The organism is Larkinella fluvii (assembly GCF_051857545.1).
In the GTDB taxonomy this organism is placed as follows: domain Bacteria; phylum Bacteroidota; class Bacteroidia; order Cytophagales; family Spirosomataceae; genus Larkinella.
Map to the genome: position 1 here is coordinate 251,992 of NZ_JBPZHB010000001.1, position 14,421 is coordinate 266,412.

At 52.7% G+C, this 14,421-nt stretch carries 13 protein-coding genes; 8 read left to right on the top strand and 5 right to left on the bottom strand.

The window, feature by feature from the left end; genetic code table 11:
* Position 1: 1 nt before the first annotated feature.
* Positions 2-1,351: a neutral/alkaline non-lysosomal ceramidase N-terminal domain-containing protein gene (locus ACS5NO_RS01180; protein WP_439413468.1), complete on the bottom strand. Its 1,350-nt coding sequence runs from the start codon at positions 1,349-1,351 to the stop codon at positions 2-4.
* 189 nt (positions 1,352-1,540) lie between these two features.
* On the opposite strand from ACS5NO_RS01180, the gene ACS5NO_RS01185 reads away from it, so the two are divergent.
* The 5 genes from ACS5NO_RS01185 (at position 1,541) to ACS5NO_RS01205 (ending at position 6,093) form a co-directional block, all read left to right on the top strand.
* Positions 1,541-2,356 (top strand): MlaE family ABC transporter permease, encoded by an 816-nt coding sequence (locus tag ACS5NO_RS01185; protein ID WP_439413469.1) that lies wholly within the window; start codon positions 1,541-1,543, stop codon positions 2,354-2,356.
* A gap of 3 nt (positions 2,357-2,359) precedes the next feature.
* Positions 2,360-3,136 (top strand): ABC transporter ATP-binding protein, encoded by a 777-nt coding sequence (locus tag ACS5NO_RS01190; RefSeq protein ID WP_439413470.1) that lies wholly within the window; start codon positions 2,360-2,362, stop codon positions 3,134-3,136.
* Between the two features lie 134 nt (positions 3,137-3,270).
* The gene (locus tag ACS5NO_RS01195) at positions 3,271-4,320 is read left to right on the top strand and encodes an MlaD family protein (protein WP_439413471.1); all 1,050 of its coding nucleotides are present in this window, start codon (positions 3,271-3,273) and stop codon (positions 4,318-4,320) included.
* 26 nt (positions 4,321-4,346) lie between these two features.
* Complete coding sequence (gene murI, locus ACS5NO_RS01200; RefSeq protein WP_439413472.1) at positions 4,347-5,171, top strand: glutamate racemase; 825 nt, start codon at positions 4,347-4,349, stop codon at positions 5,169-5,171.
* A 64-nt stretch (positions 5,172-5,235) separates the two neighbouring features.
* Positions 5,236-6,093 (top strand): pirin family protein, encoded by an 858-nt coding sequence (locus tag ACS5NO_RS01205; protein ID WP_439413473.1) that lies wholly within the window; start codon positions 5,236-5,238, stop codon positions 6,091-6,093.
* Here the strand turns inward: ACS5NO_RS01205 and ACS5NO_RS01210 are convergent.
* Positions 6,086-7,204 carry a hypothetical protein gene (locus ACS5NO_RS01210; RefSeq protein WP_439413474.1) on the bottom strand — a complete coding sequence of 373 codons (1,119 nt, stop codon included), beginning with the start codon at positions 7,202-7,204 and terminating at the stop codon, positions 6,086-6,088. The two genes, ACS5NO_RS01205 and ACS5NO_RS01210, sit on opposite strands and share 8 nt — an antisense overlap.
* A gap of 252 nt (positions 7,205-7,456) precedes the next feature.
* Between ACS5NO_RS01210 and ACS5NO_RS01215 the strand changes: the two genes are divergently transcribed.
* Positions 7,457-8,959, top strand: a complete 1,503-nt coding sequence (locus tag ACS5NO_RS01215; RefSeq protein WP_439413475.1) for a capsule assembly Wzi family protein — start codon at positions 7,457-7,459, stop codon at positions 8,957-8,959.
* Positions 8,960-9,236: 277 nt separating this feature from the next.
* Positions 9,237-9,761: a hypothetical protein gene (locus ACS5NO_RS01220; protein WP_439413476.1), complete on the top strand. Its 525-nt coding sequence runs from the start codon at positions 9,237-9,239 to the stop codon at positions 9,759-9,761.
* 165 nt (positions 9,762-9,926) lie between these two features.
* Here ACS5NO_RS01220 and tatC read toward each other — a convergent pair whose 3' ends face one another.
* The 3 genes from tatC to ACS5NO_RS01235 all read right to left on the bottom strand — a co-directional run bounded on the left by tatC (position 9,927) and on the right by ACS5NO_RS01235 (position 13,175).
* Complete coding sequence (gene tatC / locus ACS5NO_RS01225; protein ID WP_114406291.1) at positions 9,927-10,805, bottom strand: twin-arginine translocase subunit TatC; 879 nt, start codon at positions 10,803-10,805, stop codon at positions 9,927-9,929.
* A gap of 108 nt (positions 10,806-10,913) precedes the next feature.
* Positions 10,914-12,206, bottom strand: coding sequence for a serine hydroxymethyltransferase (gene glyA, locus ACS5NO_RS01230; RefSeq protein ID WP_150876975.1), 1,293 nt, complete (start codon positions 12,204-12,206; stop codon positions 10,914-10,916).
* Between the two features lie 99 nt (positions 12,207-12,305).
* Positions 12,306-13,175, bottom strand: coding sequence for a cupin domain-containing protein (locus ACS5NO_RS01235; protein WP_439413477.1), 870 nt, complete (start codon positions 13,173-13,175; stop codon positions 12,306-12,308).
* Positions 13,176-13,318: 143 nt separating this feature from the next.
* Here ACS5NO_RS01235 and ACS5NO_RS01240 point away from each other — a divergent pair, with 143 nt between their 5' ends.
* On the top strand, positions 13,319-14,155 hold the full coding sequence (locus ACS5NO_RS01240; protein WP_439413478.1) for a phytanoyl-CoA dioxygenase family protein: 837 nt from the start codon (positions 13,319-13,321) through the stop codon (positions 14,153-14,155).
* Positions 14,156-14,421 lie beyond the last annotated feature (266 nt).

Below are 14,421 nucleotides of genomic sequence, written 5' to 3' on the forward strand. Positions count from 1 at the left end.
GCTACAGCCGGTCTACCAAGCCTTTCATCATTTCCACAAAATACGCGCCGTTTTCCGGCCCGAACCAGTTCATCGTCCTGGTCTCATACGAATTCTTGTGGTAATATTTGTCGGGCGTAATGTAACCGACATAGCCGCCGTTGAAACTCGTAACCATCAACTGAAAGCCTTTCCGGTCGGCTTCCTGCCGAAGTTCGGCCACCAGCTCGCCCGAGAAATCGCAGGGCGTACCGAGCAAAACCGTCTGACCGATGCGCAACGCCTTCAGGTCGGAAGGGTAGTCGCCGTAAACGGAATGGAACAGCCAGCCACGCACCCGCCAGTCTTCGATTACACGGGCCTGGGGTTCACGCAGTTGCAGGGGCAAGGTCAGGATTTCCAGCGTGCTGTCGGGCTGCGTTTTGAACTGGGGCAAGGTCGGTAAAATCCGCGCGGTCAGCGTATCGGCGTAGGTTCGGATGGTGGCAAATTCGTCTTTCCCCGGCGTGGTTTTCGAACCGGTACTGCCCACCGATCCGGCCATGAAGGCCACAAAGCTGCCGGTTTGCTTTTCCAGCCGGTCCACCAATGCGCCCGGATAATCGCGGCTGAGGTATTGATAATCGGCCGCCCGGAAAATGGTAGCGTGTGCTCCAAACGTACAGAGGAGGGCCGATTCGCCGGTATTTTTTTTGAGTTTCAGAAGCCGTACGTTGCCATCCACTTTTCCCTCCTGGTTCATTCGATTATACACCAGATCGGGAGCGTCGAACTGCGAAAAACCCACTTCCACCGGAGCCATCTGCTTCTGCGCCAGCACAATCGATTTCAGGATAGTATCCGTGATGTGATCAACTACGCGCTGGTCAAAATCGCCCGCAAACAGTTCGCCGACCAGACCGGGCGCCCAGCCGCCCAGGCTGTTGTGGCTGTGAATCGCACCCGTGAACACATTCTCCCACTGAAATCCGATTTCCGGCAATCTTTTTTTTAGTTGCTCGGTTACGGTGGGGGGCGTGATGAGTAAATCCAGCGCAATAATGGCTACTTTGGTGCCGCCGTTGCTGAGAACGATGGTCCGGACATAAATGGAATCGCTGACGGTGGTCCAGTGCTGGCCTCTTCGGGCCCCGTAACCGCCCGTTGGCGTGGTGAACGAAGGCGTCAGGTTGGTCTTCGCCCAGCCTGCCCGCAAACCCGCAGACGGGTTGGGCGGTGGGGCCAGGTCCAGCAATTGCTGCCGCGTATACCGGTAATAGTCGGTTTTCCGATACGGCTCATCATCGACGGGTGCCAGGCTGACGGCTAAAAACAGGAGAATGGCCGCGACCAGACCCAGCAGCACTTTGAAGAAGACACGGAAGTATTTCATGATTTTTGAAGCCCAAATCTAACAAAATCTAACCTTGTATCGTCAAATCCAGTTAATAGCTAAAATTAGTTTAGTGTTTATCAGTTATGGTGTATGGTTAGGCGTAAATTATTTCCTTGGTTTCCAGCGCGTTTAACTAGTAAAACCATAAATTTTAACGTTTAACACGACAGGTGATTATTTTTACGGATGCAAGCCAGCACAACCCCATCGAAAACGGATACCACCCCTAAACCGGTCGTTTCCCGGCGGCTCGACCGCATGTTTCTCGCTCTCAGCGACGTCGCGTCGTTTGTCGGGCAATTTTTTAAGGAAGTTTTTGTTCCGCCCTACGAAGGAAAGGAAATTGTCCGGCAATGTTACGAGGTGGGCGTTCGTTCGTTGCCGCTGATCTCGCTGACGGGTTTCATCACCGGAATTGTATTTACCAACCAGTCGCGACCGTCGCTGGCTACCTTTGGAGCCACTTCCTGGCTTCCCTCGCTGATTTCCATCGCGCTGGTTCGGGCACTGGCTCCGTTGGTAACGGCCCTGATTGCCTCCGGGCGGGTGGGCTCCAACATCGGGGCCGAGCTGGGTTCCATGCGTGTAACGGAGCAGATCGAAGCAATGGAGGTTTCGGGTACCAATCCGTTCAAGTTTCTGGTCGTTACCCGGGTTATTGCCACCACGTTTATGATCCCGGTTTTGGCGATGTTCTTCGTTTTTCTGGGCGTACTGGGGTCGTATGTCAATGTCGCCCAGAACGAAAAAACCAGTTTCATGTCTTTCATCGAAACCTTTTTCAGTTCGATTACTTTTCTGGATATCAACTCCACCGTTGTGAAAGCCCTTATTTTCGGGTTTACCATCGGCATTGTTGGCTGTTACAAAGGCTACAATTCGTCGAAAGGGACGGAAGGGGTCGGAAAAGCGGCCAATGCCTCGGTGGTTACATCGATGTTCCTGGTTTTTATCGAAGAACTGTTGTTCCTCCAAATCATCAACGCCATTCGCGCTGCGTAACGCATGAACACGAAAAAATCGGTTAATCACCCGAAAGAGTCCGTCATTGTGATTCGGGATCTGAAAATTTCGTTCGGCGATTTGCACGTCCTGCGCGGGGTCGATCTGGATTTGTATCAGGGCGAAAACCTGGTAGTACTGGGTCGCTCAGGAACGGGCAAGTCGGTTCTGATCAAGATTATTGCCGGTTTGCTGGAGCCGGATGAAGGATCGGTGAATGTGCTGGGCGAAGACGTGGCGAAACTCAACAAGCGGGAACTGGACGCTTTACGGCTAAAGCTGGGATTTTCCTTTCAGAACAGCGCCCTGTACGACAGCATGACCGTTCGCGAGAACCTCGAATTTCCGCTGATCCGGAATGTGCGGAATCTGAGTCGCAGCGACATCGACAAAGCCGTTGAGGAAGCCCTGGAGGATGTTGGACTGAGCCAAACCATCAACCAGATGCCATCGCAACTGTCGGGCGGACAGCGCAAGCGGATCGGCATTGCCCGGACGTTGATTCTGAAACCGGAAATCATGCTCTACGATGAACCTACGGCGGGTCTGGACCCCATTACGTCCAACGAAATCAACAACCTCATCAACGAGGTGCAGGAGCGCCACAATACCTCATCGATCATCATCACCCACGATCTGACCTGCGCCAAAACCGTCGGCGATCGCATTGCCATGTTACTCGATGGCCGGTTTGAACGGCAGGGTACGTTCGAGGAAGTTTTTGAAGATTCGAACGATGAGCGCGCAAAACAGTTCTATGAATACAACTTTGTTAATTAAACCCCTAAATCCCCTAAAGGGGACTTTAAAATCCGGGTTTAGTTGCGTCCAAGTCCCCTTTAGGGGATTTAGGGGTTAATAAGCCAGGGACATCGGTAAAAAAAGACATACTCCATACCTCAAAAAAACATTAAATGAAAGCGGCAGAAAATAAGCGGGCCATCACCGTCGGGATTTTTGTGTTAATCGGCATTGTGATTCTGGTTACGGGAATCATGGTGCTGGGCGGACAGCAGAAGCGGTTTGTCAAAAGCATTCGTGTGAACGCGATTTTTGACAACGTCGGCGGATTGCAGGCCGGTGCGAATGTCTGGTTTTCCGGTGTGAAAATCGGCACCGTTCGCCGGATTCAGTTCTATGGAAATTCGCAGGTCGAAGTGACCATGAACATCGAGGAATCGAGTCAGCAGTATATCCGCAAAGATGCACTGGCCGCCCTGAGCACCGACGGGTTGATTGGGAATAAAATTGTGGAAATCGTTGGTGGCAGCATGAAGGCGGGAACGGTGGAGGATGGCGATATTCTGCACGCCAAAGCCGCCCTGAATACGGATGAAATCATGGCGACGCTTCAGCAAAACAATAACAACCTGCTGCGCGTCACCTCCGATGCCAAAAAAATTCTGGACGAAGTATTGAAAGGGAAAGGCATGGCAGGGGCGGTTTTGCGGGATTCTACGATGGCTAATCGCTTTAAAAATACGATGGCTAATCTCCAGATAGCTTCGAGCGGGGCGGCTCAGGCCACCAAATCGCTGAGCCAGGTGTCGAACTCCCTGAACCAGTATGCCGGTAAACTGAACACGAAAGGAACGTTGGCCAGCGATCTGGTGTCCGACACGGTTATTTTCCACGACCTGCGGATGTCGTCGGCCAAGCTGCGGCAGGTGTCGGGAACGGCGGCTGAAGCGACAGAGAACGTCAAGCGGGCGAGCGATAAACTCAACAGCAGCGACAACGCCATCGGAATTCTGCTCAACGACCAAGCCGTGAATAAGAACCTGAAAAATACGATCCAAAACCTGGAAAGCAGCAGCTACAAACTCGACGAAAACCTGGAAGCCTTGCAGCACAACTTTTTGTTGCGTGGTTTTTTCCGGCGCCGGGCCAAAGAGCAGGCCAAACAGAAAGAAGCGGCTGCAACAGCCGCCACCGTTACACCCGATACGAGCGTGCGGAAGTAACGGGACGGAAACCGTATCTTTAGGGCATGGTAGCAACCCAACCCATTGGCGTGTTCGATTCCGGCTACGGGGGTCTGACGGTCCTGAAGTCGATTGTTCAGCAACTGCCGCAGTACGACTACATTTATCTGGGCGACAACGCCCGCACGCCCTACGGCACACGTTCGTTCGAAACCGTTTACCACTACACGCTGGAATGCGTTCAGCACCTGTTCGATAAAGGGTGTCGACTGGTAATTCTGGCCTGTAATACGGCTTCCGCCAAGGCGTTGCGCAACATTCAGCAGCTCGATTTGCCAACCCTCGCGCCCGATCGTCGGGTTTTGGGCGTCATCCGGCCCACCACGGAGGTCATTGGAACGTATTCCAAAACCGGTCACATCGGGATTCTGGCCACGCGCGGAACGGTGACGTCGGAGTCGTATGTGGTCGAAATCGAAAAGTTTTTTCCGGACTTGAAGGTCTATCAGGAAGCCTGTCCGATGTGGGTGCCGCTGGTCGAAAATGGCGAACACAACGGCCCCGGTGCCGACTATTTCGTTCAGAAACACCTTGACCGGCTGTTGCAACAATCGCCGGAAATCGATACGCTTTTGCTGGCCTGCACGCATTACCCGCTCTTACTCCCCAAAATCCGGCAATTTGTTCCTGAAAATCTGACGATTTTGAGTCAGGGCGACATTGTTGCCAATAGCTTGCAGGATTACTTACAGCGTCACCCGGAAATCGACGCCCAATGCAGCAAAGGCCGGACGCTGCACTTTTATACCACGGATTCGGCGGAAGAATTTGAACAGAAAGCCGGGCTGTTCTGGGGAAAACCGGTGCGGGCGGAATGGCTAAAGCTATAAGTAATAAGGAACCTGTTGCCGCTAAATTTCCTTATGAATTTAAATGTATCGACATGAAATAGCTATGGCACAACGATCCGTAAAAACCGTTATCAAACCACACGCCCAGAAAATGGGGCCTTTAACCATGCACCAGCCGCTGCCGGCCAGCGGCATCGACCAACTCGATCCGTTTCTGCTGCTGCACCACCACGGGCCAACGGTGTTTCCGGCGCACAACAGCGGATTGCCGTTCGGGCCTCACCCGCACCGGGGCTTTGAAACCGTGACTTTTATCTATGAGGGCGATGTGCAGCACCGCGATAGCAGCGGTTTTTCCAGCACAATTCAAAGTGGTGGCATTCAATGGATGACCACCGGTAGCGGCCTTGTACATTCGGAGAGCTCCTCCGCAGAATTCAGGGAAAAAGGTGGCCCCGTCGAACTCATTCAACTCTGGACCAATTTGCCGGCCCGGTTCAAAATGGTAAAACCGCATTATGTCGGATTACCGAAAGCGGCTCTTCCGGTCGTGACGCTGGAAGGGGGCAACGGGTCGGTGGCCATAACGTCAGGCGTGTGGGAAGAAACGACCGGACCTGTTCAGCCGGTTTATGATGTCGAACTGGCGAACGTAACCCTGTTGCCGGGCGGTTCGTTTACGCGCCGGATCGAAGCGTCGCGCACGATTCTGTTTTATCTGTTAAACGGTTCAGTGGTTGTTAACGGTCAGGAAATTACGGGCCGGACGCTGGTGGTTTTTGACCATGACGGAGATGAACTTGAGGTCCGCGCAACCGAAGATTCCCGCATTTTACTGGGATCTGCCGAACCGATTAATGAACCCGTCGTGTCCTACGGCCCGTTTGTGATGAACACCGAACAGGAAATCCGGCAGGCGGTTTCTGACTATCAGAGCGGACGAATGGGACATCTCAGTTAATTTTCAGAACCGTATACGCGGCCTGATTGGGCTGGCGGATTTTCGTTCCTAAGGTCGTGTTGGCGCGGTCATCGTCGTGAATGACGAGCAGGTGGTTAGCATCGATCAGCGTCAGATCTTCGGCTTTGTGATTGAAGTGAATGGGCTGGCCAGCCGCATCGCGCACCGGTTTGAAGGGTCGGTTGTTCAGCAATTCGTCGGTCGTTGCCGTCCAGAGATACGCGTCTAACTGGCCGTTGGTTTCAATGGATGTCAGCAGCCAGAACAGCTTGCGGTTGCGGTCGTATTCGATGCTCGACAGAGCCAGCGGCTGGGGCAAACCGGCCACCGTCGCCGGGTCGAAGTCGGCCACGATGCGCCAGTTGTCGCGCAGCGCCAGCCGTTCTCCTTCAGCGGTTTTCTCCACAAAAAACGGCACGGTGACGATGCGAACCCGGTAGTCGAACTTATCATATTTTTCGCCTTCCTCCCGAATTCCGAACAGCAGCAGCGAATCCATCACCGCCAGCCCTTCCACTTTGAAATAAGGCATCCCGTTCGGAAAAGCCGGGCGGTTTTGGGCTAAGAGTTTGCTGAGTTTTTCCCGGTAAGCCACGGAGTTTTTCGCCCCCCGCTGCGGTGCCAGCACCTGCGGATTCGCTTCGTTGCCCTTTTTCCAGTACAGAATGGTGTTATAGCCATCCCAGTCGGTCGAACCCGCTTTGACCCGGTCGAAGGCGGTGGTCAGAAAAACGTAGTCGCCGTTGGTGGCAAAATCTTCGTATTTCCGGGCTTCCCGAAACGCGTTTGCCAGCAGGGGCGTGGGCCGAACGGTGGTGTCGGCAAAGCTTTTCCAGGGTTTGGTAAACACCGAACTGAGATTGGCGGGCATGTCTTTGTCGTTGGCGACGTACACCGTTCCGTTATCAAACAAAACCGCTGATGCCTCGCACCAGACCGGGTTTCCGTCGGGCATTTTCGTGCCGGAATCGCAGCAGGTCAGCAGGTTTTCCGTTTCAATTGACGCACGCAGAACCGGAACGGTTTTCCCGGTTCTGGTTTGGCTTGTTTTACACGCGACCAGCGAAAGAGAGAGCAGCAATAGGCCGACCCAGATGGAATGGTTTCTCATCAGACAAAGCGGGAACAATAGATGTACATTACCAGAAGGTAAAATTAATGAAGGAAGCTTTAAATACCCCGTTTTTATGCAACACTTCCCGACCCCACCGCGTATCGTCAGGTATAGATAAAAAGGTTAGAATTACAGGCCCCGGTACTTGCCGGGGTTTTGTTTTTCAAGTTGTTACCATCGGTGCAGCAGTGCGAAAGATAACGGATTTACGTAGTATATTTACCTGTATATCTGTCAATATCGTCCTGCATGAAGCAACGCTACCTGATTAGTCTGATCGGATTCTTTTCTTTTCACCCGGTTTTTGCTCAATCGCCTTCGCAACCGCAAAATCGGATTTATGCGGAAATCGGCGCATTGGCCTCTTCCACCGATCGAACGCCTTTCTGGCTTCGATCCAATCAATACGGAATTATACCGTTGACAGCGCCATTCGGCACCTTTCGGGTTGGCGGGGCTGGAGCCGTGTTGCTCAGTGATACGACAACCGGCCGCTACCAGGCTCGACCCAACCGGGCGTGGCGGTTGGAATACCAGGCCGAAGCGGTGGCCAATGTCGGAAAATCGGGCCAGCTTCTGTTGCCGGAAGCCTATGTAAAACTGGCACACCGGGGTATCGAGTTGGTGCTGGGTCGTCGGCGCGAGGTGATTGGTCTGGTGGATTCCACGCTTTCGTCGGGTTCGTATGCCTGGTCGGGAAACGCCCTGCCGCTTCCGAAGGTGCAGTTTGGAACGCGCGGTTTTGTGCCGCTCGGACGGCGGGGCTGGCTGTCGATCAACGGCTTTATTGCCCACGGCTGGTATGCCAAAACCTGGTATTTGCGGCACTCGTTTCTGCACCAGAAATCGCTGATTTTCCGCATCGGCAAGCCCACGTCAACGCTTCGGCTGTATGCCGGAATCAACCACAATGCGCAATGGGGCGGACAATCCGACTACATCGATCCGAAATTTGCCGTCAATGGCAAACTCCCCGGCCGCCTGGAGGACTTCCCGAACGTGCTGTTTGCCATCCGCACCAACGGCCTGAACAACGATCGGCTCACCTCGTTCGACTACGTGAATTTATACGGTAATCACTTGGGCTCCATCGACTTTGCCGGAGAACTCCGGTTTCCGGCGGTGGATCTTTTTGTGTATCACCAACATGCTTTCGACGATGTGACGGGCATGTTTTTTAAGAATCTTCCCGATGGATTGAGCGGGATTCGGCTGCGGAACAACCGTCCGGGTGCTTCAGGTTTCCAACTGAATGAGGTGCTGCTGGAATTTCTCACCACCCTGAGCCAGAGCGGACCCACCTTGTACCAAACTAATAAAGCCTGGAAAGGAGCCGATAATTACTTCAATAATTCGCAATACCGGGAAGGCTGGACGTACCAGAACCGGGTGATCGGGACGCCCTTTCTAACCCGACGGCAGGACATTCAGGCGGCTTATCAAAACACCAGCGACTGGGCCTTTGTCAACAACCGGGTTCAGGTGTTTCATGCGGCTCTGCGGGCGACAGTGGCCCGACAGATCGACCTGCGTGCCCGGGTTTCCTACAGCCGCAATTACGGGATTCCGGAAGTTTTTCTGGCGGGACCTCCCACCCAGGTATCGACCTGGGTGCAGGCTGGTTTTCCGCTTCGCTGGCTTGGCGGATCCTATCTGACAGCCGCTCTGTCGGCCGATGTGGGGCAGTTGTATGAGGATGCCCTGGGCGGTTTCATAGGGTTTCGAAAAACCGTTTTGAGAAAAAAGAAGTAAGACAATAGAAAAAAGACGTAAACCGTCGTGGGTCTTTCTTCGCCTGTAAAATTTAATCCTGCTTTTTCCGTTGTAGGTTTGCCGCTGAACCAATACCGTCGTTCACCACTGAAGGGCCGTTTTACACGTTTCAGTTTGTGGTTTTCCCAGTTGAGCCTTTTACCGATTTGATTCCCGTCGTTTGGTTACCACTTTTGTCGTATCGTGATGGATGCAGGCGCGAATGACCTCTTTCCGGAACAGTAAACAACTAGAAGAGCGTAACTATCAACCCGTTGTGAAGCTAAAAATACTCTATATCTTTCTCTGGTTCTCCACGGCGGCAACGCCCGGCTTTTCGCAAATAGCCCGAAAAGTGAACCTCATGCTTAACATGGGGTTGGGGATGCAGACGTATGCTTTGGGGGGATTGTGTAACGGAGCCTCTTTTGAACTCGGCTTTACGGATCAGGTCAGCGTGGGCGGTTTTTTCGATTATGCCCTGTACGGCACCAAATTTGGAGACCGCCAGTGGAAATCACAGTTTGTCAGCATCGGTCTCCGCAGTTCCTACCACCTGTCCAACCTGCTGGCCATCGGAGACGATAAATTTGATCCGTATGCCGGTTTGGCCGTCGGCACGCGCAGCACCATGCGCCGTGATAAGGCAGACCATGCAGGCTATTTCAAACCCCGCCCCAAAGGCATTTTCCCGGGCATTCACCTCGGTGGCTTCTACCGGTTTAGCCAGAAAATCGGCGGTTTTGCTGAAGTCGGCCTGGGAATATCACCCATCCGATTGGGAATCACCGGGAAATTCTAAGGCCGTCCGTTCCGGATAGGTCACTCAATCGTTAGAAATAAAAAGAGGAATGATAAATGTAAAATGATGAATATCAAATCTAAAAGTGTTTCAACGCGACGCACTTTTAGATTTGATATTCATCATTTTACATTTATCATTCCTCTCCCATACCGTATAGGCCGGTTAATCTTCGTACCCGTCGCTTTTCATCAGTTCCTGCTCTTCTTTCAGCCGCAGCCGTTGCACGTAGCCAGATACCCAGATACTGACTTCGTAGAGCAGCACCAGCGGAATGGCCACCAGAATCTGGCTGTACACATCCGGTGAGGGGGTAATGATGGCCGCAACCACCAAAATAACGACCAGCGCATGACGGCGGTAGGCACGCATGAACTGGGGAGTCAGAATACCAATTTTAGACAGGACAAAAGCCGCAATCGGCATCTGGAACGTCAAACCGCAGCCCAGCGTCAGCGTTGCGAGCGTTGAAATGTATGAAGTAATGTCGAACTCATTGACAATGCGCGGATCAAGCTGGAAATTGGCCAGAAAGTTGAGCGCCAGAGGAGAAACAATGTAGTAACCGAAGAGAACACCTGAGAAAAACAGCGACGTTACAAAAAAAACGGCACCCCGCGCAGCCCGGCGTTCTGACGATTTCAAACCCGGCATGATAAACCGCCACAGTTCCCAGAAGGCATAAGGAAAGGCAAACAGCAACCCGATCATCAGCGAGGCTGTCAGTGCCATCGTAAACTGACCACCCACCTCACGACTTTGGAGCGTAAAATTCAGCTTTTCAACACACAAGTCCGTGAAGCCGGTTTTTTCCGACAGCTTACACATCATCCGGTACGTCCAGAAGGTGGGGCTTGACGGTCCCAGAATCACCTTGTCGTATATCTCACGAATGTAGATGAAACTCAGGAGCGAAAATACCGCAATCGATCCAATGGCCCGAACCAGGTGCCACCGAAGTTCCTCCAGATGCTCGAGGAAGGTCATTTCCCCGGCTTCTTCAACCTCACTCTCGCTATCAAACTCTTGGTCTATGGGCTTCATTGAAGTAAATGAGTGAATGAGCGAATGAGTGAATGAGTGAATAGCTGCCGCGATTAAAAGCGTGATCTTTGATCCTATTCACTCATTCGCTCGTTCACTCATTCACAATTAATTATAAAGTGGAAACGCTTTCATCCAGGAATTGATTTCTTCTTTTACGACCTGAATTTTGGCGTCGTTATCGTGATTCATCAGCACGTCGTCAATATATACGACAATTTGCTCCATATCAGATTCTTTCATGCCGCGCGTTGTGACGGCCGCCGTGCCAACCCGCATCCCCGACGTCACCATCGGCGACTTGTCGTCGAACGGAACCATGTTTTTGTTGATGGTAATGTCGGCCTTGATAAGCGTGTTCTCCGCCAGTTTTCCCGACAATCCTTTCGAGCGCAAGTCGATCAACATCAGGTGGTTATCGGTTCCGCCCGAAATGATTTTATACCCGCGCGATACAAAAGCCGCAGCCATCGCCTGTGCATTCCGCTGGATCTGGTTGGCATAGTCACCGAATTCGTCGGACAACGCTTCCCCAAACGCAATCGCTTTGGCGGCAATAATATGTTCCAACGGCCCGCCCTGTGTACCCGGAAAAACGCCCGAGTCCAGCAAAGACGACATCATCCGGAGGTCACCTTTTGGCGTTTTGATGCCAAACGGGTTTTCAAAATCGTTCCGCAACATGATCATTCCGCCACGGGGGCCGCGCAGGGTTTTGTGCGTCGTCGTGGTCACAATGTGGCAATGGTCCATCGGGTCGTTCAGCAAGCCTTTGGCAATCAAACCAGCCGGGTGCGAAATATCGGCCAGCAACAGCGCACCCACCGAGTCGGCAATGGCGCGGAGCCGGACGTAATCCCAGTCGCGGCTGTAGGCCGAAGCACCACAGATCAACAGCTTCGGGCGTTCGCGCTGGGCGGTTTCTTCTACCTTGTCGTAGTTGATGACGCCGGTTTCCTGCTCAACGCCGTAAAACGTCGGCCGGAAATATTTTCCCGAAATGTTCACGGCTGAACCGTGGGTCAGGTGACCGCCGTGCGACAGGTCGAAACCCAGAATGGTATCCCCCGGTTTCAGGCAGGCCAGAAAAACCGCCGTGTTGGCCTGTGCGCCGGAGTGCGGTTGCACGTTGGCCCACGAAGCACCAAACAATTCCTTCACGCGGTCGATTGCCAACTGCTCGATTTCATCCACCACTTCGCAACCGCCGTAATACCGTTTGCCCGGTAAGCCTTCGGCGTATTTGTTGGTCAATACGGTTCCGGCGGCTTCCATAACTTGTTTGGAAACGAAGTTTTCGGAAGCGATCAATTCGATACCGGATTCCTGACGGTGCTGTTCTTTGGCGATAAGCTCAAATACCTGCGTATCACGGGTGATGGGAGTAACTAGTGTCGACATGCTAAACGGTTCGCCGGAGCGAATGGCTATTCGTAGTTGGATAACAAATTAACGATACTGGTACAAAAGTACGGAGAAAAACAGCATTCTTGTTGTCTTCTACTTATTATGTTGAAGGGACTGGTATTTCAGGGGCGTAGTGCCGTTGTGCAGCTTGAATTGCCGGTGAAAATGTGAGATATTATTGAAACCGCACTCCAGCCCAACCTGGCTGATGCTGAGGTCCGACTGCACCAGCAATTTGCGGGCGTGGCTGATCCTCAGTTCGTTCAGGTATTCGATAAACGATTTGCGGGTTCGCTTCCGGAAATAACGGCAAAAAGCGGCTGGTGCCATACCGGCCACGGAAGCCATATCGTCGACCCGGATTTCTTCCCGAAAATGGGCCAGCATAAAATCCAGCACCCGTTTCATGCGCTCGGTTTCGGCTTCGCTGGCTTTCAGTTCATAATTGTCGCTGGCCAGCATCACGGCGTCGGTGTCGTTGGCCAGTTGCTGGAGCAGGAAGAGCAGGCGAAGCAACCGTTCGAGTCCCTGGCATTTCAATAAGGTTTCGAGTGCGGGTGTCACCTCGGCCACTTTCGATTTCCCAAACCGCACGCCGTATCGGGCACGATTCAGCAAGGCCATCAGCGGCTGGGTTTCCGGCAATTGGGGGAGCAGGGTATCGCCCAGTGACTGGGAAAACTGCACCACGATGGATTCGGCCCGGCGGTCGGACTCCGGCTGATAATAGTCATCGTCGTTGCGCCAGAAGTGCGGCAGCCCCGGCCCCAGCAACACCAGGTCGCCGGAATCGAAGGGCTCGACATGATCGCCGACAAACCGGTTGCCATGGCTTCGGGCGATATACGTCAATTCGTATTCGGGATGAAAATGCCAGGGCGCGTCGAAATACGGCAGGTCGACGTGCACAACCCGCAGGGAATTATGATCTCCCAATTCAATTTTTTCAAATAAAGCTTTCACAACATGCAGTATTTTTACTCTCTACGGGTAATATGGGGAATAAAAAGTCACAATTATACACTTATTGGCATAATAATTAAATTTTTACAAGAAACAATTGAACCAATTTTGTGTCACTGATTTTTCCTAAACCTGTTAATTGTATGCAAGTGACCGTTGACAACACTTCTTTGCTGCACGAACTGAACGAAGCCTATACCGTCAGTCCGGAAGCAATCGCGTTTTATCAAAAAAACGGTTACGTCAAATTAAAAAATGTGCTCAGTCCGGAGGTTCTCAAGCACTACGGAGACGTGATTACCGATCTGGTAATCAGGCTGAACACCTTGACTAAATCCATGGAAGAACGTACGACCTACGAGCGCGCGTTCCTCCAGATTATGAACCTCTGGCGGGAAGACAAAACCGCCAGAGAGTTCGTATTTTCCCGTCGAATGGCCCAAATTGCGGCCGACCTGATGGGCGTCGATGCCGTTCGGCTTTACCACGACCAGGCGCTGTACAAAGAACCGTCGGGCGGTTTTACGCCCTGGCATGCCGACCAGTTCTACTGGCCTCTTTCGTCTCCCAAAACCGTCACCGTCTGGATTCCGTTGCAGGACACACCGATGGAAATGGGACCGCTGGCCTTTGCTGAGCAGAGCCAGCAAGTGGAAATTGGCCGCAATATCGAGATCAGCGACGAAAGCGAGCGGTTGCTGGCGGAGGAACTGGCCAACCAGAATTTTACCATCAACGACACGCCTTTCGAACTGGGCGAGGTGAGCTACCACGCCGGCTGGACGTTCCACCGGGCGGGACCCAACACCTCCAGCACCCCGCGTAAGGTGATGACGATGATTTACATGGATGCCGAACAAACGATTACGCAGCCCCAAAATACCTATCAGGAAGCCGACTGGACGACGTGGCTGGGAAGCTACCCCGTTGGTAGCAAGCCTGAAGGTGAGCTGAATCCGTTGCTGTTTGAAAGAGAATAGAGAGTTAGTACTTTCGCTTTTGCCCCGTTCCCCTAAAGGGGACTTTTAGCATCCGGATTAAGCTGCGTCCAAGTCCCCTTTAGGGGAACGGGGCAAAAGCGAAAGTACTAGAGAGGATAGACGAGAGAATAGAGACTGAGTGCCTGGTGGTGTTCCTCTTTATTCTCTTGTCTTTGCTCTTTCGTCCTCACTAAAACAAAATATAGGTTGGTTGTGCAGAACACCCCGCTGGAGCTCCGGCAGGGTGTTTTTTTTGGTGTCCGGAT